This is a genomic window from Streptomyces sp. NPDC043854, assembly GCF_056436005.1.
Genome location: NZ_JBWKDK010000011.1, coordinates 158,489 through 179,642 on the forward strand (window position 1 = coordinate 158,489; position 21,154 = coordinate 179,642).

At 70.3% G+C, this 21,154-nt stretch carries 18 protein-coding genes; 4 read left to right on the plus strand and 14 right to left on the minus strand.

Annotated elements, in window-relative coordinates; translation table 11 throughout:
* Nucleotides 1-122: 122 nt before the first annotated feature.
* Both AC068A_RS13520 and AC068A_RS13525 read right to left on the minus strand, forming a co-directional pair.
* Entirely contained in the window at nt 123-299 is a 177-nt protein-coding gene (locus AC068A_RS13520) for a hypothetical protein (protein WP_478584459.1), read from the minus strand.
* Nucleotides 248-880 (minus strand): hypothetical protein, encoded by a 633-nt coding sequence (locus AC068A_RS13525; RefSeq protein WP_478584461.1) that lies wholly within the window; start codon nt 878-880, stop codon nt 248-250. The genes AC068A_RS13520 and AC068A_RS13525 overlap by 52 nt, the downstream gene beginning before the upstream one ends.
* Nucleotides 881-1,480: 600 nt before the next feature.
* Between AC068A_RS13525 and AC068A_RS13530 the strand changes: the two genes are divergently transcribed.
* Nucleotides 1,481-2,590 (plus strand): ISAs1 family transposase, encoded by a 1,110-nt coding sequence (locus tag AC068A_RS13530; RefSeq protein WP_478584499.1) that lies wholly within the window; start codon nt 1,481-1,483, stop codon nt 2,588-2,590.
* Nucleotides 2,591-3,402: 812 nt separating this feature from the next.
* On the opposite strand, the gene AC068A_RS13535 is transcribed toward AC068A_RS13530, so the two are convergent.
* The 7 genes from AC068A_RS13535 to rpsD all read right to left on the minus strand — a co-directional run bounded on the left by AC068A_RS13535 (nt 3,403) and on the right by rpsD (nt 10,929).
* A complete protein-coding gene (locus AC068A_RS13535; protein ID WP_478584462.1) occupies nt 3,403-4,242 on the minus strand; it encodes a shikimate dehydrogenase in 840 nt (279 codons plus the stop codon).
* Nucleotides 4,243-4,252: 10 nt separating this feature from the next.
* Nucleotides 4,253-5,995 (minus strand): endolytic transglycosylase MltG, encoded by a 1,743-nt coding sequence (mltG, locus tag AC068A_RS13540; RefSeq protein ID WP_478584464.1) that lies wholly within the window; start codon nt 5,993-5,995, stop codon nt 4,253-4,255.
* A 129-nt stretch (nt 5,996-6,124) separates the two neighbouring features.
* Nucleotides 6,125-6,595: a Holliday junction resolvase RuvX gene (gene ruvX, locus AC068A_RS13545; protein ID WP_403562892.1), complete on the minus strand. Its 471-nt coding sequence runs from the start codon at nt 6,593-6,595 to the stop codon at nt 6,125-6,127.
* A 2-nt stretch (nt 6,596-6,597) separates the two neighbouring features.
* Nucleotides 6,598-9,267 (minus strand): alanine--tRNA ligase, encoded by a 2,670-nt coding sequence (gene alaS, locus AC068A_RS13550; protein WP_478584467.1) that lies wholly within the window; start codon nt 9,265-9,267, stop codon nt 6,598-6,600.
* The gene (locus AC068A_RS13555; RefSeq protein ID WP_478584468.1) at nt 9,267-9,623 is read right to left on the minus strand and encodes a DUF6167 family protein; all 357 of its coding nucleotides are present in this window, start codon (nt 9,621-9,623) and stop codon (nt 9,267-9,269) included. Before AC068A_RS13555 ends, alaS begins: the two co-directional genes overlap by 1 nt.
* A 9-nt stretch (nt 9,624-9,632) precedes the next feature.
* Nucleotides 9,633-10,064, minus strand: coding sequence for a DUF948 domain-containing protein (locus AC068A_RS13560; protein ID WP_478584470.1), 432 nt, complete (start codon nt 10,062-10,064; stop codon nt 9,633-9,635).
* Nucleotides 10,065-10,317: 253 nt separating this feature from the next.
* Nucleotides 10,318-10,929 (minus strand): 30S ribosomal protein S4, encoded by a 612-nt coding sequence (gene rpsD, locus AC068A_RS13565; protein WP_361091565.1) that lies wholly within the window; start codon nt 10,927-10,929, stop codon nt 10,318-10,320.
* A 277-nt stretch (nt 10,930-11,206) separates the two neighbouring features.
* On the opposite strand from rpsD, the gene AC068A_RS13570 reads away from it, so the two are divergent.
* Nucleotides 11,207-11,863, plus strand: coding sequence for a DUF2470 domain-containing protein (locus tag AC068A_RS13570; protein WP_478584472.1), 657 nt, complete (start codon nt 11,207-11,209; stop codon nt 11,861-11,863).
* A 19-nt stretch (nt 11,864-11,882) separates the two neighbouring features.
* On the opposite strand, the gene AC068A_RS13575 is transcribed toward AC068A_RS13570, so the two are convergent.
* The 4 genes from AC068A_RS13575 to AC068A_RS13590 form a co-directional block, all read right to left on the minus strand.
* Nucleotides 11,883-13,232 (minus strand): replication-associated recombination protein A, encoded by a 1,350-nt coding sequence (locus AC068A_RS13575; protein ID WP_478584474.1) that lies wholly within the window; start codon nt 13,230-13,232, stop codon nt 11,883-11,885.
* 41 nt (nt 13,233-13,273) lie between these two features.
* Entirely contained in the window at nt 13,274-13,879 is a 606-nt protein-coding gene (locus AC068A_RS13580) for a vitamin K epoxide reductase family protein (RefSeq protein WP_478584476.1), read from the minus strand.
* Nucleotides 13,880-14,018: 139 nt separating this feature from the next.
* Nucleotides 14,019-15,281, minus strand: a complete 1,263-nt coding sequence (gene hisS / locus AC068A_RS13585; RefSeq protein ID WP_478584478.1) for a histidine--tRNA ligase — start codon at nt 15,279-15,281, stop codon at nt 14,019-14,021.
* A gap of 10 nt (nt 15,282-15,291) precedes the next feature.
* The gene (locus AC068A_RS13590; protein WP_478584479.1) at nt 15,292-16,005 is read right to left on the minus strand and encodes an MBL fold metallo-hydrolase; all 714 of its coding nucleotides are present in this window, start codon (nt 16,003-16,005) and stop codon (nt 15,292-15,294) included.
* Nucleotides 16,006-16,169: 164 nt separating this feature from the next.
* Here AC068A_RS13590 and AC068A_RS13595 point away from each other — a divergent pair, with 164 nt between their 5' ends.
* The gene (locus AC068A_RS13595) at nt 16,170-16,952 is read left to right on the plus strand and encodes a peptidylprolyl isomerase (protein ID WP_478584481.1); all 783 of its coding nucleotides are present in this window, start codon (nt 16,170-16,172) and stop codon (nt 16,950-16,952) included.
* Nucleotides 16,953-17,138: 186 nt separating this feature from the next.
* Nucleotides 17,139-18,368, plus strand: coding sequence for a DUF349 domain-containing protein (locus AC068A_RS13600; RefSeq protein WP_478584483.1), 1,230 nt, complete (start codon nt 17,139-17,141; stop codon nt 18,366-18,368).
* A gap of 92 nt (nt 18,369-18,460) precedes the next feature.
* On the opposite strand, the gene AC068A_RS13605 is transcribed toward AC068A_RS13600, so the two are convergent.
* The gene (locus AC068A_RS13605) at nt 18,461-20,899 is read right to left on the minus strand and encodes a RelA/SpoT family protein (protein ID WP_478584485.1); all 2,439 of its coding nucleotides are present in this window, start codon (nt 20,897-20,899) and stop codon (nt 18,461-18,463) included.
* Nucleotides 20,900-21,154 lie beyond the last annotated feature (255 nt).

Here is a 21,154-nt window from a genome sequence, read left to right on the forward strand (position 1 = left end):
CGGGTCCGGGGTTTGCGGGTCTCCTCCGTTCTGGTCTTCGTCGGGGCCGGGGCCGGGCGTCAGGTGACGGCCGGAAGAGCGAGGATCCTGGCCCAGGCGGTGGTGAACGCGCTGGCCCAGGGCTAGAAGCGTTCGATGCGGAGCCATCGTCGGCGGGCGTGTCGGCTGAGCCAGGCGGGCAGATGGTAGAGCCGGAAGCGGATCGTGTCGGGTTCCGCGTCGGCCAGGTCCTTGTGATCGTGCAGGCTCAGGAGCCGGAGCCAGGCGTCCAGGTCGGCGGCCAGGTTCGCGGTGAGCATCCAACTCTCGTTGATGCCCAGGGACTTCGAGGGAGGTTGTGCAGACCGAGGGCCGCGTCGAGCCACTGCGCCTGGTGGGAGCCCGGGATCCGGGTCATCTTGCTGATGTTGGTGGCAGTGACGGAGTACTTCCAGCCGGTCTTCTTCTCGAAGGCGGTCAGGTCCTTTGCCTGCCGGCCCGAGGGCTTGACGCGGCGGACGATCAGCCGCACGTCCTTGATCCATCCGGTCCGGGTGTTCAGGCCGGTCAGCTCGGCGACGAAGTAGCCCTCCTGGACGGTGCCGTCCTGGTTCAGGGAGGTCTCCCAGGCGGTCTCGGGCAGCACTGCGATGGCCTTCTCGTCGGCGTCGGTGATGGTCCAGCCGGTGGTAAAGCGGACGGTGCGGCGCCAGGTGTTCAGCGCGGCGAGGTGTTCATGGAGTTCATGGGTGGCTCCGGCGCCGTCGACGCGGCGGCCAGGGTGCGGTGGGTGGTCGAGTCCGAGACCGGCGGGCCGAAAGCCGCTGGTGGTGGGACTGAAGAGCCTCGGCCTCGGAGAGATTCCTCCCGCCGAGCATGATCGCCACGGCGGGTTGGACAATGACCGCAGAGCGGTCCCGCCATCCCGGCCCACTCCCGCCGGGCAACACCTGCGCCAGCGCCGCGGTCAGCCCGACCCGGTCGGCGAGCTTGCGCAGCAACACCGCCCCCGCATGCCCCACCAGTCCCCGGCCGTCAGCCCGTACGACGAGCCGCTCGTCCCACCCTGTACGCTCGCTCACCAGAAAGGTGCCCCGCTCTGCGTTCCCGATTCGTTCTAGGCACTCGAATCTTCGCAGGTCAGGACACCTTTCGTGTGAGGGGCCGCGCGCCTTCCGGACAGTCGCCGTACGCCTGAAACCTACGCCGCGAGCCTCATGTTGCGACGCTCGAGATACGCCTCACGCGGCGTCATGTATCCGACTGCCGAGTGGAGTCGTTTGCGATTGTCGGGTAGCAGGGCGGTTGCAAGTTTTGGGATCGCGTAGATCGTCTGCGTGGGGCAGGAGTTGACGCAGCAACAGCACAGGCACGAGACCGGTGATCATCAGGGCGTCTACGCCGGCTGATCACATCGAGGTCCCGTGCCTGCCACTCCATCCCCCCGATCCCTGCCGTCCTGGCGAAACTGGGTCCCCTCCACCAGTACGACACCGGCCGCCTGCGCGCCCACCTCGAGCGCGTACCCGACCCGCGTTCGCGTCGCGGGCGGTGGTATCCCCTGGTCGGCTTGCTGCTGATCTGCGCCTGCGCAGTCGTCTCCGGCGCCCGGACCATCACCGAGATCACCGAGTGGGGACAGCGCGCCACCACCACGGTGCTGGAACAGCTCGACATCCGCCGCCACCTGCCCGGACGTCGCCGCGCCCCGTCCCATGCCACCCTCACCCGGCTCCTGGCCGCCCTCGACGGCGACGCCCTGGACGCCGCGTTCGGCGCCTACCTGGCCGAACGCGATCACACCGACGTCGGCGGCACCGGCCCGGCACCGCGGCTGGCGATCGCAGTGGACGGCAAGGCGCTGTCCGGCTCCGCACACCGACAACAGCGCCACCGGCACCTGCTGTCCGCCGTCACCCACGCCCCCACCGTCACCCTGGCCCAGCGGGAGGTAAGGGGCAAGACTGACGAGACTGCTGCCTTCCGCCCACTGCTGGAACCCATCGATCTGGCCGGCGCCGTGGCCACCTTCGACGCTCTGCACAGCGTCAAGGACCAGGTGCGCTGGCTGGTGCAGGACAAGAACGCCCACTGCATCGCGGCGATCAAAGGAAACCAGCCGACCGCATCGGCCCAGATCAAGGCCCAGCCACGGGAGCAGGTGCCCGTAGCGCACACCGTCTCCGGGACCGGGCACGGGCGGCAGGAGTCCCCCTCGGTCAAGACCATGGCCATCGCGGCGAACCTGGGCGGAATCGCCTTCCCGGAAGCACGGCTGGCCCTGCGCATCCACCGGCGCCGCCACGAGAGCGGCAAGCGGCAGACCCGGGAGACGGTCTACGCCGTCACCAGCCTCGACACCCACCAAGCCAGCCCTGCTGACCTGAGCGGATACGTGCGCGGGCACTGGGGAATCGAAAATTCCAGCCATCATGTCAGAGATGTGGTGTTCGCCGAGGGTGCCTCCACCGTCCGCACCGGCAGCGCGCCGCGAGCGATGGCCGCCTTGCGAAATCTGGCCATCGGCAGGCTGCGGCTGTTGGGAGCGGACAACATCGCCAAGACCACCCGCGCGATCCGGGACGCACCCGAACACGCCATCTGGATCTGAGGCATCACCGACAGCCCGCTCCTGCCGGGAACTTGAAGCCGCCCTGCCCCAGGTCCGGGGATGGAATGGCAGAGTTCCTATATCTGGATAGTTTATCCAGATATACCCAACAATGTACACTTCAAGGCGATCACGGACTTAATGTTCATGTTTGCTCTCACTCCATCGACAGGGTTGCTCCAGGTCTCACCTCAAGGCTGGAGCGGGTCATATGAGGAAGCGAATCGACCTGGTCCCGGCGAACCCACTCACGGGGCGTCTCGGTCGAGCCGATGCCGAGCTTCCCGGCAACCGCCCTTGAAAGACGCGGACTGGTTCTGGTAATCACCATGGAGCCTGCCGAGCATATGGACTGCTCGTCTCCACATCTCAACTGGAGACAAATCGAGTATCCACCGAAGCTGAACAGTCCACCCGCGATGGAGCGGTTCGGCATTTTGATTCGCAGGCCTGCCGTGCGACGTAGGCAAAATCCGATCGTTACACCGCCCAGCGAACATGAACGCCATCGAGATAAACCGGCGACTCGGCTACGTCGACACCCGGGTGGGACTGACGCCGAGCAGCCGTGACAGACCAGATTCCATTCCGTCCGGACCACCCGACGGTACGACTGATCTGGGCGGACCAGGGCTTCACCAGCCATCTGGTGGACCGACGACATTCACCGCACTGTGGACATCATCCACAAACAGCCCGGACAGAGAGGATCCCAGTCCAGCCCAACCCCTGGGCGGTGGAGCGAACGTTCGCCGGATCACATTACGCCGTCGCTTGGCCTGCGAACTCGGCCACGCATCCGTTGAACGATCTCAAACGCGCCTTCGGGTGGCGGACGAGAGGGCAGCGGCGCCCGCCTGCCGCATTACCTCAAGCGGCGCAGGGGATCTACCCGTCATCTTCTCCACTTGGAGGACCGCCTGGTGGACCAGGAGGTCCAGGCCGCCGAGGAGCCGGCCGCCGTGCTCCGACCAGGCGGCCGCGAGGGCGGTCGGCCAGGGCTCGTAGAGCACGTCGAAGAGGGTGCCGGGAGCGTCCGGGACGGCGCCGACCAGCTTGTCGGTGGCGCCTGCCGGGGTGGTGGCGATCACCAAGGGCGCGGTGAGGGCCTCGGCGGCATGCGACCACTCCTCGGTGCGGACGGGGACGCCGAGCCGCTCGCCCCACTGGAGCATCTCGTCGGCACGGAGCCGCGAGCGGACGTAGGCGGTGACCTCGCCGGTGCAGATCCGGGCGAGGGCGGCCAGGGCGGAGGAGGCGGTGGCGCCGGCGCCGAGGATGGCGGCGCTCTCCACCTTGTCGACGCCGCGCTCGTGGAGGGCGGCGACGATGCCGGGGATGTCGGTGTTGTCGCCGAGGCGGCGGCCGTCCTCGGTGAGGACGACGGTGTTGACCGCCTCGACGGAGGCGGCGGTGTCGCTGATGCCGTCGAGCAGCGGGATGATCGCCCGCTTGAGCGGCATGGTCAGGGACAGCCCGGCCCACTCGGGGCCGAGGCCGCAGACGAACTCGGGGAGCGCGGCCTCGTCGACCTCGAAGCGGTCGTAGGACCAGTCGTCGAGGCCGAGCTCCTGGTACGCGGCGCGGTGCAACACCGGTGAGAGGGAGTGCTCGATCGGCGAACCCAGCACCGCGGCCCGTATGCGTGACATCTGTTTCTACCTACCCGCCGTTCTGCTTTTTCTTCTGCTGCTGCTGACGCTCGTTGAACTCCGCGACCAGTTTCGTGTGCTCGTCGTAGGTCTTGGTGAAGGTCGTCGTGTTTCCGTCGACCGACACGAAGAACATCCAGCCGCCCTTGTCGGGGTCGAGTGCGGCGTTGAGGGCTTCGCTGCCCGGGTTACTGATCGGTCCCGGGGTGAGGCCCTTGTAGAGGTAGGTGTTGTAGGCGTTGTCGAGCTTGCGCGTCTCCTCGCGGGAGACGTTGATGTTGCTCGTGCCCTTGATGTAGTTGATGGTCGAGTCGAACTCGAGCTTCTGGTTCGTGACGTCGTTGGTCTTCTTCAGGCGGTTGTAGATGACCTCGGACATCTTGCGGTAGTCGTCGTGCTTGTTGCCCTCGACCTGGACCAGGCTCGCGACCGTGACCAGCTGGAGCGGGGTCTCCAGGCCGAGCGACTTCGCCTTGGCCTCGAAGCCGAGGTTCGCGTACTGGTCGCTGGCGTTGCGGACCATCTGCTTGAGCAGCGACTCGGGGGTCGTTTCCTTGGTGACGTCGTAGCGCGCCGGGAAGAGGAACCCTTCCAGCGGGTCCTTGATCTTCGTGTTATCGGCCGCCCAGGCGGGCAGGCCCAGGTTCTTCGAATCGCGCTTGGCGATCTCCGCAGTGGTGCCCGCGGGCTTGCCGAGCTTCTTGTCGATCATGTCGTACACCTCGATGGCCCGCTTGCCCTCGGGAATGGTGAGGACGTTGAGCTTGGAGGGGTCGACCATCACCGCGACGGCGGACGCTGCCGACATCTTCTTCTTGAGCGTGTAGACGCCGGGCTGGATGGAGGTGCCCTTCTTGTTCGCCGTGGCGGCGGCGACGAACGCCTCCGCGCTGGCGACCACCCCGTGCTCCTTGAGGATGCGGCCCATCTGCCCGAGCCCGGCACCGTTGGGGATCTGCACCTCGACGGACTCGGAGGTGCCCTCGCCCGTGTAGTCCTCGGCCGCGCCGAACCTCGCCTTGAGGTAGCTGTAGCCGTAGTAGCCGCCACCGCCGAGGACGCCGACGATCACGAGGGAGGCGACCAGGCAGGCGGCGCCGCTCCGCTTCGGCTTGTCCTTGCCCTTGCCCTTCGAGCGGCCCGCGCGGCGCCCGCCGCGGCCTCCGTCGGTCGCCGAGGCGGTGTCCTCGTCCTCGTCGTCCTCGTCGGCTTCGGGTTCCGTTTCCGGGTCGGGAGCCGGGCGGCGCCGGCCCGGGGGCTCCGGCGGCGGGTAGGACTCCTCGGTCCCGTAGAGGTCGGGGGCCTCCCCCGGGTAGCCGCCGACGGGCTGCTGCGCGTACGGGTCCGCGCCCGCGTACGGGTCGGCGGACGGGTACGCGTCGGGGGCCTGCGGGTCGGCTACGGGGTACGCCTGGGGGGCCTGCGGGTCGGCGACGGCGTAGTGGCCCTGGCCGGTGTCCCAGGCCTGGCCGCCGCCGTACACCTGCTGCTGCGGGTGGACCTGCTGGTGGGCGTGCGGGTGCATCTGCTGGTGGGCCTGCTGCGGGGCGTAGCCCTGCATCTGGTCCGGGTACTGGCCCTGCTGGACGTAGTGCTGCTGGTACTGCGGCTCCTGCGGATACTGCTGCTGCGGGCCACCGCCGTAAGGCATCCGGCCCTGCTGGGCCTCGTGCCCGTTCCACCCGGGGTCGCCGTACAGCGGGTCCCCCGGGTGCCACGGTTCGGAGCCAGGGCCCCGGCCATATTCAGTCATCGATCCCCTAGAGCCGCGAGACGGAGTGCTCGTGGCTCGCGCCGCCACGGCACCCGGTTCCGCCTCTGAAGTGGTGGGCGACGACTGTTCGAATGTCGCCGCGTCTCGCGGAACGTTACCGTACCGCGATCAGACAACCACTTCGACGCACTCGCCAGGCGGATTACCCGATACCCGTTCGGTCTCAAGAGCATTTTGAAGGATCACCACAGCGGCGGCCTGGTCGATGACCGACCGCCCCTTCTTGGCGTTGCGGCCGGAGGCCCGCAGCCCCTGGGCGGCGGTGACCGTGGTCATCCGCTCGTCCACCAGGCGGACCGTCACGGGCTTGATGCCCTTGGCGAGTTCGGCGGCGAAGGCGCGCACCTTGGCCGCGGCCGGCCCTTCCCGACCGCTGAGCGAGCGGGGCAGGCCGACCACGACTTCCAGGGGTTCGTACTCCTCGACGAGCTGCCGCAGCCGCCGGTGGGCGAAGGGGATGTCCCGGCCCGGAACGGTTTCCACCGGTGTGGCGAGCACCCCGTCGGGGTCGCAGGTGGCGACCCCGATACGGGCGTCCCCGACGTCGATGGCGAGACGGCGGCCGCGGCGCAGTGTCATGGTCAGACCGTCTCCACGACCAGGCGCTCGACCGCGGCGATGGCCTCCGGGACGGCGGCCGGGTTCTGGCCGCCGCCCTGGGCCACGTCCGGCTTGCCGCCACCGCCGCCGCCGAGGGTCTTGGCGGCGGTGCGGACCAGGTCGCCGGCCTTGAGCCCGCGCTCGCGGGCGGCCTCGTTGGTGGCGATCACGGTCAGCGGGCGGCCGCCCGCCGTGGTGAACAGGGCCACGACGGCCGGGCGGTCGCCCTGGATGCGGCCGCGGACGTCGAGGACCAGCTTGCGCAGGTCGTCGGCGCCGGTGCCGTCCGGCACCTGGCCCACGACGAGGGCGACGCCGCGGATGTCCTGGGCGTTCTCGGCGAGGCCGGCGGCGGCCTGGAGGACCTTCTCCGCGCGGAACTTCTCGATCTCCTTCTCGGCGTCCTTCAGCTTGCCGAGCATGGAGGCGATCTTCTCCGGCAGCTCCTCCGGACGGCCCTTGACCAGCTCCTGGAGCTGGGCGACGACCGTGTGCTCCTTGGCGAGGAAGCTGTAGGCGTCCGCGCCGACGAGGGCCTCGACACGGCGCACGCCGGAGCCGATGGAGGACTCGCCGAGCAGCTTCACCAGGCCCAGCTGGGCGGTGTTGCCGACGTGCGTGCCGCCGCACAGCTCCTTGGAGAAGTCGCCGATGGTGACGACGCGGACCTGCTCGCCGTACTTCTCGCCGAACTCGGCGATGGCGCCCTGCTTCTTCGCCTCGTCGATGCTCATGATCTCGGCGGTCACGTCGAGCTCGCGGGAGAGCACGTCGTTGATCTTCTGCTCGACGTCGGTGAGGACCGAGCCGGGGACGGCGTTCGGCGAGCCGAAGTCGAAGCGGAAGCGGCCGGGGCTGTTCTCGGAACCGGCCTGGGCGGCGGTCGGGCCGAGGGCGTCGCGCAGCGCCTGGTGGGTCAGGTGCGTGGCCGAGTGGGCGCGGGCGATGGCCCGGCGGCGCTTGACGTCGATGGCGGCGTACGCGGACGCGCCGACCGTCACCTCGCCGACCTGGACGGAGCCCTTGTGGACGGAGACGCCGGGGACCGGCTGCTGCACGTCGCGGATCTCGATGACGGCGCCGGTGTCGAGCTTGATCCGGCCCTGGTCGGCGAGCTGGCCGCCGCCCTCGGCGTAGAAGGGGGTGCGGTCGAGGACGACCTCGACCTCGTCGCCCTCGGAGGCCGCGGGCGAGGGCATGCCGTTGACCAGCAGGCCGACGACGGTGGACTCGCCCTGGGTGGCGGTGTAGCCGGTGAACTCGGTGGCGCCGGCGTTGTCGGCGATCAGGCGGTAGGCGGAGACGTCGGCGTGGCCGGTCTTCTTGGCCTTGGCGTCGGCCTTGGCGCGGTCGCGCTGCTCCTGCATCAGGCGGCGGAAGCCGGCCTCGTCCACGCTGAGGCCCTGCTCGGCGGCCATCTCGAGGGTGAGGTCGATCGGGAAGCCCCAGGTGTCGTGGAGCAGGAACGCCTTGTCGCCGGAGAGGACCGTGCCGCCGGCGGCCTTGGTCTCGGTCACCGCGGTGTCGAGGATGTTGGTGCCGCCCTTGAGGGCCTTCAGGAACGCGGCCTCCTCGGCGAGGGCCACGGTCTCGATGCGCTTGCGCTCGGTGATGAGCTCCGGGTACTGCCGGCCCATCGTGTCGATCACGACGTCGATGAGGTCCTTGACCACGGGGCCGGTGGCGCCCATGAGGCGCATGTTGCGGATGGCGCGGCGCATGATGCGGCGCAGCACGTAACCGCGGCCCTCGTTGCCGGGGGTGACGCCGTCGCCGATGAGCATGGCGGAGGTGCGCATGTGGTCGGCGACCACGCGCATCGAGACGTCGGTGTCCTTGGCCTGGCCGTAGCGGACGCCGGTCAGCTCGGTGGCCTTGTCCATGACGACGCGCAGGGTGTCGGTCTCGTACATGTTCTGGACGCCCTGGAGGATCATCGCCAGGCGTTCCAGGCCGAGGCCCGTGTCGATGTTCTTGGACGGCAGGTCGCCGAGGATCGGGAAGTCCTCCTTGCCGTCGCCGGCGCCCCGCTCGTACTGCATGAAGACGAGGTTCCAGATTTCCACGTACCGCTCGTCGTTGACGGCGGGGCCGCCCGCGACGCCGAACTCGGGACCGCGGTCGTAGTTGATCTCGGAGCAGGGGCCGCAGGGGCCGGGCACGCCCATGGACCAGAAGTTGTCCTTCTTGCCCAGGCGCTGGATGCGCTCGCGCGGGACGCCGATGACGTTGGCCCAGATGTCCTCGGCCTCGTCGTCGTCCTGGTAGACGGTGATCCAGAGCTTCTCCGGCTCCAGGCCGTAGCCGCCCTTGTCCTGGGGTGTGGTGAGCAGCTCCCAGGCCAGCTTGATGGCGCCTTCCTTGAAGTAGTCGCCGAAGGAGAAGTTGCCGCACATCTGGAAGAACGTGCCGTGGCGGGTGGTCTTGCCGACCTCTTCGATGTCCGGGGTACGGACGCACTTCTGCACGCTGGTGGCCCGCGGGGCGGGCGGCTTGGTCTCACCGAGGAAGTACGGCTTGAACGGGACCATGCCCGCGTTGACCAGGAGCAGAGTCGGGTCGTCCGCGATGAGCGACGCCGAAGGGACGACGGTGTGACCGCGCTCCTCGAAGAAGCTCAGCCAGCGGCGGCGAATCTCAGCCGACTCCATCAGTGGTCCTCATTCCGGTTGATGTGGGAGAAGTTCGGTCGGTGGGTGGTCTTGCGGTGCGGGTCGTTCTGGATGGCCCGCATCCGCCGCGGCCCGGGGAGGACGGGGGCGTGGTCGGGCCGGTCGGGGTCCTGGTGCAACCCCAGTGCGTCATTCAGCTCGTCCTCGCGCTGGGACATTCCCGCCTTGACGTCGAGGGCGAACTCCTTGAGGCGATGGCCCGCCTCCACGGCCTTGTCTGCGGCCTGGGCGGCGAGGCTCTCCGGCGTCAGCTTCTTCAGCTGGCGGTGGACCTTGTTGGTGGCCCACACGCCGGCGGCTGCGCCTGCGGTGAACCAGAAGGCTCGGCGGAACATCGGCGTGTGTCAGCCCTTCTGCTTCCGGCGCCGGGCCGCCGGCACCGTACGCCCAACGATCACGGTACGTCGCTCCGCGGCGGGCGGCGCACCCTCCTGGGTCCGGCTCAGGGCCTTGCGGACCCCGTAGCCGAAGGCCGCGACCTTGACCAGCGGGCCGCCGAAGGTGGAGGCCACGGTGGACGACAGCGCGGACGCGTTGGAGGTGACCTCCTGGACGTCACTGGCGATGGCGTCGACCCGGTCGAGCTGCGTGCGCGCGGAGCGGACGGTCGTGGAGGCGTCCGCCAGCAGGGGGACGGCCTGCTCGGTCACCTCGGCCACCAGCTTGGTGGTCGCCCTGAGCACCTGGGCCAGCCTCGCCAGCGCCACGGCCAGGAAGGAGACCAGGATTGCCCAGAAGACGGCCACGAGGATCCCGGCCACCTCTCCACCGGACACGTTGCACCGCTCTCTGCATGTTGATCACTACGTAGAAAAGTCGTTCTCCGACCCTATCGCGCCGGAGATACGCGGCCGAACCGGAAATCCCGGCCCACCGGCCCGCAGGAGGCGGGAACAATCTTGCCCCGGGTCCGTGCGGCCCCGTCGGGCGGGGTACGTCGTCCGCCGGGCCCGGAAAAGCAGGAAGCCCGCCGGCTCCCCCGAGGGGGAACCGGCGGGCTGACCAGCCTGTGAGGCTACGCCTGCCGGATCAGCGGGCGTAGTACTCGACGACGAGCTGCTCGTCGCAGATGACCGGGATCTCCTTGCGGTTCGGGTCGCGGTCCAGGCGGAAGGCCAGGGCCTTCAGGTTGACCTGCAGGTAGCGCGGGGTCTCGCCCTCGCCTGCGTAGCCACCCTCACGGGCGATCTGGAACGGAACCTTCTCGCGGCTGCGCTCGCGGACGGTGATGACGTCGTCCGGGCGGACGCGGAACGACGGCTTGTCGACCTTGGCGCCGTTGACCTCGATGTGGCCGTGGACGACCATCTGGCGGGCCTGGTAGATGGTGCGGGCGATGCCCGAACGCAGGACCAGGGCGTCGAGACGACGCTCGAGCTCGACGACCAGCGCCTCGCCCGTCTTGCCCTCGGCCTTCTTGGCGCGGTCGTACGCGCGGGCCATCTGACGCTCGGAGATGTCGTACTGAGCGCGCAGACGCTGCTTCTCGAGCAGACGGACCTTGTAGTCCGAGGTCTGCTTGCGGCCACGGCCGTGCTCGCCCGGCGGGTAGGGGCGGGCCTCGAAGTACTTGACGGCCTTCGGCGTCAGGGCGATGCCGAGAGCGCGCGACTTCTTGACCTTGGGTCGCTTCTGGTTCACGGGGAACCTACCTCCATGTAAGTTAGGTGAGGCTTACCTTATCGAGGAGGACGTAATGTCTCGACCGCATGGGATCCCCTTGCCCAGTGCGCATCGGAGTTCGGATTCCAACGAAACGGAATCCGCTTTCGACGACGATAAGCAAGGTCAGCCGCGTCCCAGGGAAGGCGTTCGGCAGCTCACCGGAGCCGAACGCGTACGAACCCTCGTAGAGTCCAACGCCTCAGTATCCCTCACGCTGCCCGGTGCTCGTGACCAGGGAGAGTGGTGGACAGGGATGCCGGCCGCTGCGACCGTCACCCCGGACGGGGACGTGATCCTCCTGGTGTCAGGGGATTCCACGGCTGCCAGGGCAGCCGCGCACGCCCAGGACGACGACCTCACCGCCGTGATCGAGATCACGGATGTGGCGCCGGTGTCCGTGGCCCATCGTATCCGAGGCCGCGCCTGGCTCGCCGGGTGGCTGACCCGGGTCGGCGAGGAGGACCGGGCCGCCTGCGCGGCGCTGCTCGCCGAGCGCCACCCGGTGGGCGAGCTGCTGCGGCTGCACGGCCGCCCGCAGTGGGTGCTGCTCCGGCTGGAGGTCGGCGAGATTTCGGTGGACGACCTGTGGGGCGCCGAGCGCGTGGACCCCGACGACCTCGCCGCGGCCGAGCCCGACCCGGTGGCCGCCTACGAGACGGAGCTCCTCCAGCACCTCGCCGCCGCCCACCGGGACCGGATCGGCGACCTGGGCTCCCTGCTGGGACCGCGGGAGAGCGCGGGCCTGACCGCCGTCCCGCTGGCCCTGGACCGGCTGGGCCTGCGGGTCCGCTTCACCTGCCCGGACTCGGCGTCCTCCTTCGACGCCCGCTTCGACTTCCCCGCCCCCGTCGGCGACGTCCGCGGGCTGCGCCGCGCCATGCAGAACCTCTTCGCCGCGGCCGGCGGCTAGCCAGGAGCCGCGCAGGCGCTCAGGAGCCGCGCAGGCGCTCGCGGACCTTCTCCACCACATCCGCGTACCGCGCCTCCGCGCCGTAGCGCGTCGGCTCGTAGTACCGCTTGCCGTGCACCGCGTCCGGGGCGTACTGCTGCGCCGCGATGGCGCCCGGCACGTCGTGCGGGTACACGTAGCCCACCGCGTGCCCGAGCTTCGCCGCGCCCTTGTAGTGCCCGTCCCGGAGATGCGCCGGAACGGCCCCCGCCAGGCCCGCCCGGACGTCCGCGAGCGCCGCGCCGATCGCGGTCGTCGCCGTGTTCGACTTCGGGGCCAGCGCCAGCGCGATCGTCGCGTGCGACAGGGTCAGCGCCGCCTCCGGGAAGCCGATCATCGCCACCGCCTGCGCCGCGGCCACCGCGAGCGGCAGGGCCGTCGGATCCGCCAGGCCGATGTCCTCGCTCGCCGAGATCATCAGGCGCCGGGCGATGAACCGCGGGTCCTCCCCCGCCTCGATCATCCGGGCCAGGTAGTGCAGGGCGGCGTCCACGTCCGAGCCGCGGATCGACTTGATCAGCGCGCTCGCCACGTCGTAGTGCTGGTCGCCGTCCCGGTCGTAGGCCACGGCCGCCCGGTCGACCGTCTCCTCCACGGTCTTCAGGCTGATCTCGTCCTCGCCCTTGGCCAGCGCCGAGCCGGCCGCGGCCTCCAGCGCCGTCAGGGCCCGCCGGGCGTCCCCGCCCGCGATCCGCAGCAGGTGCGCCTCGGCGTCCGCCGGCAGGGAGACGGCCCCGCCCAGCCCCCGCCCCTCGGTCAGGGCCCGGCGCATCAGCGCGCTCAGGTCCTCGTCGGTCAGCGGCTCCAGCGTCAGCAGCAGCGAGCGCGACAGCAGCGGGGAGATGACCGAGAAGTACGGGTTCTCGGTGGTCGCCGCGATCAGCGTCACCCAGCGGTTCTCCACCGCCGGGAGCAGCGAGTCCTGCTGGGCCTTGCTGAAGCGGTGGATCTCGTCGAGGAAGAGGACGGTCTCCTTGCCGTACCCGCCGGCCGCACGCCGGGCGCCCTCGATGACCGCCCGTACCTCCTTCACTCCCGCGGTAATGGCGGACAGCTCCACGAAGCGCTTCTGCGTCGCCTGGCTCACCACGTACGCGAGGGTGGTCTTGCCGATGCCGGGCGGGCCCCACAGGATCACCGACGAGGAGCCGGCCGGCCCGCCCGCACCCTCCCCGACCAGCCGCCGCAGCGGCGATCCGGGCTTCAGCAGGTGCTGCTGGCCGACGACCTCGTCCAGGTTGCGCGGGCGCATCCGGACGGCGAGCGGGGAGCTCGCCGGGTCCTTCTCCTGGCGCTCTTCGGCTGCGGCGGTGAACAGGTCTGGTTCCACACGGGAAGCCTAAGCGCTCCCGCCGACAGCCCGGGGCGGGCTCAGGAGGTCCAGAAGTCCCACCAGCGGGTCAGGATCAGCATGCCGATGATCCCGACGTGCAGGACCGGCAGCACCCAGGCGAACTCGTCGAGGAAGCTGCGCAGCCAGCCGGGCGCGGGCAGCATCCCCTCGCGCACGTTGTGCGCGGTGACGTACCAGAACATGAAGATCGTGGCGACCCAGGCCAGGCAGCACCACAGGCACAGGGCGTTGATGGTGTACAGCGACTGGTAGGTCAGCCAGGCGCAGAAGACGACGCCGAAGAGGCAGCCCGCGTTGAAGGTCAGCCAGTACCACGGGCGGAACCGGGCCCCGGCGAGCACGCTCATCCCGACGCAGATCACGATGCCGTAGGCGACGAGCCCGAGCATCGGGTTCGGGAAGCCGAACACCGCCGCCTGCTCGCTCTTCATGATGTTGCCGCAGGAGACGACGGGGTTGAGGCTGCAGCCCGGCGTGAAGTTCGGGTCCTCGAGCAGCTTGAACTTGTCGATCGTGATCACCCAGGCCGCCAGCAGCCCGGCCGCGCCGGTGATCACCAGCAGCCAGGCCAGCGCCCGGCTCGCGCCGACGGTCCGCACGGTCTTGTCGCCTGTAGTCGTCATGCGTGCATTCTGCCGCACGGACCTGTGGCCTGGCCGGGGTGCAACCGCGTACGGCCGCCGGTCGCCGGGCGGTTGAGCGCTCCCCGCAATCGCGGGGCGTGGGGCCGGACGACAGCGTGCGCCGTCCGGCCCCACCGCGTCACGCAAGCTTCGCGCGCACGCTCTCGACCAGCGCGTCCAGCGGAACGGCCGCCTGCTCGCCGGACTCCATGTCCTTGAGCTGTACGACGCCCTCGGCCAGGTCCCGCTCGCCGGCGACCACGGCGAGGCGGGCGCCGGAGCGGTTCGCGTCCTTCATGCTGCCCTTGAGGCCCTTGCCGCCGAACGAGAAGTCCGCCGCGATGCCCTCCTTGCGCAACTCGATGACCTTGCCGAAGAGCAGCCGGCGGGCCTCCTCGCCGATGGCGACGGCGAAGACGCTGGTGGCCGCCGGGATGTCCAGCTCGACGCCCTCGGCCTCCAGGGCGAGGACGGTCCGGTCCACGCCGAGCGCCCAGCCCACCGACGGCAGCGCGGGCCCGCCAATCATCTCGGACAGGCCGTCGTAGCGGCCGCCGCCGCCGACCGCGGACTGGGAGCCCAGGCCGTCGTGCACGAACTCGAACGTGGTGCGGGTGTAGTAGTCGAGGCCGCGGACCAGCTTCGGGTCGTCCTCGAAGGCCACGCCCGCCGCGGTGATCAGCGCGCGGACCTCCTCGTGGTACGCCTTGCAGGCGTCGCACAGGTAGTCGCGCAGCAGCGGGGCGTCGACCAGCTGCTTCTGGACGTCGGCGCGCTTGTCGTCGAGCACCCGCAGCGGGTTGATCTCGGCGCGGCGCAGGGTCTCCCCGTCCAGGTCGAGCCCGCGCAGGAAGGTCTGGAGCGCCTCGCGGTAGACCGGGCGGCACTCCTTGTCGCCGAGCGAGTTCAGCAGGATCCGGAAGTTGCTCAGGCCCAGCGAGCGGTACGCCTGGTCGGCCAGGATGATCAGCTCGGCGTCCAGGGCGGGGTCCTCGGCACCGATCGCCTCGGCGCCGACCTGCGAGAAGTGGCGGTACCGGCCCTTCTGCGGGCGCTCGTAGCGGTAGTACGAGCCGGAGTACCAGAGCTTGACCGGAAGGTTGCCCTGCTTGTGCAGGCTGGCCTCAAGGGCCGCACGCAGCACGGACGCCGTACCTTCGGGACGAAGGGCGAGCTTGTCTCCACCCTTCGTTTCGAAGGAATACATCTCCTTGCTGACGATGTCGGTGGACTCGCCGACGCCGCGGGCGAACAGGTTGACGTCCTCGAAGCCCGGCGTCTCGACGTACCCGTAGCCCGCCTTGCGCAGCGGCGCGGAGATGGCCTCGCGGACGGCCAGGTACTTCGCCGAGAACGGCGGGATCAGGTCGTACGTGCCCTTGGGGGCCTTGAAGGTGCTCACGAAAGTCTCGTCACATTCCTCGTCGTGGAGCGGCGGTCGGGTCCGCTCCGAGGCCGGCGGCGACGTCCCGGAGGTACGGGTTGGTCGCGCGCTCGCGGCCGATGGTGGTCTGGGGACCGTGGCCGGACAGCACCACGGTCGAGTCGTCGAGCGGCAGGCACACGCGGGCCAGCGACTCGAGCATCTCGGCGTGGGAGCCGCCGGGCAGGTCGGTGCGTCCGATGGAGCCGGCGAAGAGCAGGTCGCCCGAGAAGAACACCGAGGGGATGTCGGCCTGCTCGGGCATCCGGAAGGTCACCGACCCCTTGGTATGGCCGGGCGCGTGCGCCACCGTGAAGTCGAGGCCCGCCAGCTTCAGCCCGGCGCCGTCGGTGAGCTCGCGGACGTCGTCCGGCTCGCCGATGGTGAGCTCGCCCATGAGCGGCATGCCGATGGAGCGGCCGAGGGCCTTCTCCGGGTCGCTCATCATGTAGCGGTCCTCGGGGTGGATCCAGGCGGGAACGTCGTGCGCTCCGCACACCGGGACCACCGAGGCCACATGGTCGATGTGGCCGTGGGTAAGGACGACCGCGACGGGCTTAAGCCGATGCTTCTTCAGCGTCTCCTCGACCCCCTGGGCAGCCTGGTGGCCCGGGTCGATGATCACGCACTCCTCGCCAGCGGCGGGGGCGACCACGTAGCAGTTGGTCCCCCAGGCCCCTGCGGGGAACCCGGCAATCAGCACGTTCGTCCTCATTCGTGTCCGGCGGGAGGGTCGGCAGCGGCCGTCGATCGCCAATGCTGCTGCTCAGAGCCTACCGGCGCGGCTCGTTCCACAGCGAACCCATATACGGTACGGCCTAACCGAGCCCGGACAGCGGTACCAGACACGTACAAGGAGACGACCCGGTGGTCACGAGCGATCAGCGGCGGCGACAGCTCGCCAAGGAGAAGTTCGAGCGTCAGCAGCAGCGTCGGGCCGAGGCCCGGCGCAAGGGGCGGCAGCGGGCGGTGGTGATCGGCGCGGCGGTGGCCGTGGTGGTCGCCGCGCTGGTCGGCCTGATCGTCGACGGCGTCTTCGACTCGGGCAAGAAGGACGAGGCGGCGGACCCGTCCGCGAGCCCGTCGGCCGCGCCGACGCCGAAGCAGTCCCCGGCCCCGGCGATGGCGATCGACCAGAAGGCCAAGTACACCTTCGCGCTGAAGACGAGCGCCGGTGAGATCAAGGTCGAGATGGACGCGGCCAAGACCCCGGAGACGGTCAACTCGTTCAAGGCGCTGGCGGACAAGGGCTTCTTCGACAACACCAAGTGCCACCGCCTGACGACCTCCGGGATCCACGTGCTCCAGTGCGGCGACCCGGAGGGCACCGGCATGGGCGGCCCCGGCTACACGATCGCGGACGAGAACCTCGACGCCCTGGGCAAGCCGAACGAGCAGGGCCAGGTGGTGTACCCGGCGGGCACGGTGGCGATGGCCAACACCGGCCGCCCGCACACCGGCGGCAGCCAGTTCTTCCTGGTCTACAAGGACAGCCCGCTGGCGCCGTCCTACACCCCGTTCGGGAAGATCGACGCGGCGGGTCTGAAGGCGCTGGAGGAGGTCGCCAAGGCCGGTACGGCCGACGGCGGCCAGGACGGTGCCCCGAAGACCCCGGTGGTCATCCAGAAGGGCACCGTCACCCAGAACTGACGGCCCGGCGGCGCGCCCGGCCGGCCCCGCGCCCCCTTCGGCGATATTCCGTCGTGCGGGATGCGGACAGCCGGCCCGGCGGTCGCCTATGTTGGCGTTGTGCAGGGCGGGCGCTGCCCGCCCCAGGAAACTGTGGACGATGCCCGGGGGTGAACCCCTTCGCAGGCATCAGGTGGAGGAGGCGCTGTGAGCAGCGACCCGTGGGGCCGCGTCGACGAGACGGGCACCGTGTACGTGCGTACTGCCGAGGGGGAGAAGGTCGTCGGCTCGTGGCAGGCGGGCACCCCCGAGGAGGCCCTGGCCTACTTCGAGCGCAAGTACGAGGGCCTGGTGGTCGAGATCGGCCTCCTCGAGCGGCGGGTGCGGACCACCGATCTGTCCGCCAAGGAAGCCCAGACGGCGATCGACCACCTGCGCGTGCAGGTGGAGGAGCACCACGCGGTGGGCGACCTCGACGCGCTGCGCGTGCGGCTGGACAAGCTGGTCGCGGAGGTGGAGGCGCGGCGCGAGGAGCGCAAGGCGCAGAAGGCCAAGCAGGCGGACGAGGCCCGGACGGCCAAGGAAACGCTGGTGGCCGAGGCCGAGGAGCTGGCGCAGAGCGACCAGTGGCGGGCCGCGGGCGAGCGGCTGCGTGCCCTGGTGGACACCTGGAAGGGGCTGCCGCGGCTGGACCGCAAGTCCGACGACGAGCTGTGGCACCGCTTCTCGCACGCCCGTTCCGCCTTCTCCAAGCGCCGCAAGGCGCACTTCGCGGCGCTGGACGCCCAGCGCGAGGACGCCCGCAAGGTCAAGGAGAAGCTGGTCGCCGAGGCCGAGTCGCTGTCGAAGTCGACGGACTGGGGTCCGACGGCCGCCCGCTACCGCGAGCTGATGGCGGACTGGAAGGCGGCGGGCCGGGCGCAGCGCGAGGCCGAGGACGACCTGTGGAACCGTTTCCGCGGTGCGCAGGACGTGTTCTTCGCGGCGCGCAGCGAGGTGTTCGCCGAGCGCGACGCCGAGCAGGTGGAGAACCTGAAGCTGAAGGAGGAGCTGGCCGAGGAGGCCGAGAAGCTCGTCCCGGTGACGGACCTGAAGGCGGCCCGTGCCGCGTTCCGCTCGCTCAACGAGCGCTGGGAAGCCATCGGCCACGTGCCGCGGGACGCCCGCGCCCGGGTGGAGGGCCGGATGCACGCCGTGGAGCGGGCGCTCCAGGAGGCCGAGGAGGGCGAGTGGCGGCGTACGAACCCGGAGGCGCGGGCCCGTGCGGCCGGTCTGACGGGTCAGCTCCAGGCGGCGGTCGACAAGCTGCGTGAGGAGATCGACGCGGCGCGTGCGGCGGGCAACAACGCCAAGGCCGACAAGCTGGGGCGCGAGCTGGAGGGCCGCCAGGCCCTGCTGGACCAGGCGCTGAAGGGCCTGGAGGAGTTCGGCGGCTGAGCCACCGGTACCCGGGACACAGTACGAGGGCCCCGGTACGCGGTCGAGCGATCGCGTGCCGGGGCCCTCGTGCGTCCGTTGCCCGGTCCGGCCTACGGCCTGCGGGCCGAGGTGACGCGGTAGACGTCGTAGACGCCCTCGACGCCCCGTACGGCCTTCAGGACGTGGCCCAGGTGCTTCGGATCGCCCATCTCGAAGGTGAACCGGGAGGTGGCCACCCGGTCGCGGGAGGTCTGGACGGCCGCCGAGAGGATGTTCACGTGCTGGTCCGACAGGACCCGGGTGACGTCCGAGAGGAGGCGGGAGCGGTCCAGTGCCTCGACCTGGATGGCGACCAGGAAGACCGAGGACTGGGTGGGCGCCCACTCGACCTCGAGGATCCGCTCGGGCTGCTGGGAGAGGGAGTCCACGTTGACGCAGTCCGCGCGGTGAACCGATACGCCACTGCCGCGGGTGACGAACCCGATGATCGGGTCGCCGGGGACCGGGGTGCAGCAGCGGGCCAGCTTGACCCAGACGTCGTCGACGCCCTTGACGACCACACCGGGGTCGGCGCTGCCGCGCCGCTTGGTGCGGGCGCGCGACGGCGGGACGCTCTCCTCGATGTCCTCGTTGGCGGCCTCCTCGCCGCCGAGGGCCTGGACCAGCTTCTGGACGACGCCCTGCGCGGCCACGTGGCCCTCGCCGATCGCCGCGTACAGCGAGGAGATGTCGGGGTAGCGCATCTCGTGGGCGAGGGTGACGAGGGAGTCGCCGGTGAGGATGCGCTGGATCGGCAGGTTCTGCTTGCGCATGGCCCGCGCGATGGCGTCCTTGCCGTGCTCGATGGCCTCGTCGCGGCGCTCCTTGGAGAACCAGGCGCGGATCTTGTTGCGGGCCCGCGGGGACTTGACGAAGCCGAGCCAGTCCCGGGACGGGCCGGCGCCCTCGGCCTTGGAGGTGAAGACCTCGACGAGGTCGCCGTTGTCGAGGGTGGACTCGAGCGGGACGAGGCGGCCGTTGACACGGGCGCCTATGGTGCGGTGGCCGACCTCGGTGTGGACCGCGTACGCGAAGTCGACCGGGGTGGCGCCGGCCGGCAGGGCGATGACATCGCCCTTGGGGGTGAAGACGAAGACCTCGTTGCGGGAGAGGTCGAAGCGCAGCGAGTCGAGGAACTCGCCCGGGTCCTCGGTCTCCTTCTGCCAGTCCAGCAGCTGGCGCAGCCAGGCCATGTCGTTGACGGTGTCCTGGCCGGCGCTGCCCTTGGCGGCCTGCGGCACGTCGGTGCGGATCTTGGAGGCGCCGGCGACGGTCTGCTGCTTGTACTTCCAGTGCGCGGCGATGCCGTACTCGGCGCGGCGGTGCATGTCGAAGGTGCGGATCTGGAGCTCGACCGGCTTGCCGTTGGGCCCGATGACCGTCGTGTGCAGCGACTGGTACATGTTGAACTTGGGCATCGCGATGTAGTCCTTGAACCGCCCCGGAACCGGGTTCCAGCGGGCGTGGACGGTGCCCAGTGCCGCGTAGCAGTCGCGGACGGTATCGACGAGGACGCGGATGCCGACCAGGTCGTAGATTTCCGCGAAGTCGCGTCCGCGGACGATCATCTTCTGGTAGACGCTGTAGTAGTGCTTGGGCCGGCCGGTGACGGTGGCCTTGATGCGGGCCGCTCTGAGGTCGGTCTGCACCTCGTCGGTGACGATGGCGAGGTACTCGTCCCGCTTGGGGGCGCGTTCGGCGACGAGGCGGACGATCTCGTCGTACATCTTGGGGTAGAGGATCGCGAAGGAGAGGTCCTCGAGCTCCCACTTGATGGTGTTCATGCCCAGCCGGTGGGCCAGCGGGGCGTAGATCTCGAGGGTCTCGCGGGCCTTCTTCTCCTGCTTCTCCCGCTTGAGGTAGCGCATGGTGCGCATGTTGTGCAGGCGGTCGGCGAGCTTGATGACGAGGACGCGGGGGTCCTTGGCCATGGCGACGACCATCTTGCGGACGGTCTCGGCCTGGGCGGCCTCGCCGAACTTGACCCGGTCGAGCTTGGTGACGCCGTCGACGAGGAGGGCCACGGCGTCGCCGAAGTCGCGGCGCAGGTCCTCCAGCCCGTAGTCGGTGTCCTCCACGGTGTCGTGGAGCAGGCCGGCCATCAGGGTGGCCGGGTCCATGCCGAGCTCGGCGAGGATGGTGGTGACCGCGAGCGGGTGGGTGATGTACGGGTCGCCGCTCTTGCGCTTCTGGCCCCGGTGCCAGCGTTCGGCGACCTGGTAGGCCTGCTCGATCTGGCGGAGGGTGGCCGTCTCGATCTTCGGGTCGTTGCTGCGGACTATGCGCAGCAGGGGTTCCAGTACCGGGTTGTACGGGTTGGAACGCTGGACTCCGAGGCGGGCGAGCCGGGCGCGCACGCGGTTGGACGACCCGGCGGGCTTCGCCGGCGCGGGCCGCGCGGGCGCGGGCTTCGCGAGCGGGGCCGGCTGGGGCGTGGCGGGGGGCGCCGCGGCCTTGTCGGCCTGGGGGTCGGGCTGCGCGGCGGAGAGTGGCTGGACCTCGTCTGGCAAGAGCGCTCCTCAAGCGGATCCGGTGCCCGGTCAGGTCCGGATATCCCATGGTAGCGAGGGTTCCGCCGGCCTGTTCCCCCCTGCCCGCATCGCGGGCGGCCGGGGCCGGTGCGCGGGTCCCGGGGGTCGGGGTCCGTGGTCGGGGCCGCCGGCCCCGGACGCGCCGGGGGGGGGGGGGGGGGGGGGGGGGGGGGGGGGGGGGGGGGGGGGGGGGGGGGGGGGGGGGGGGGGGGGGGGGGGGGGGGGGGGGGGGGG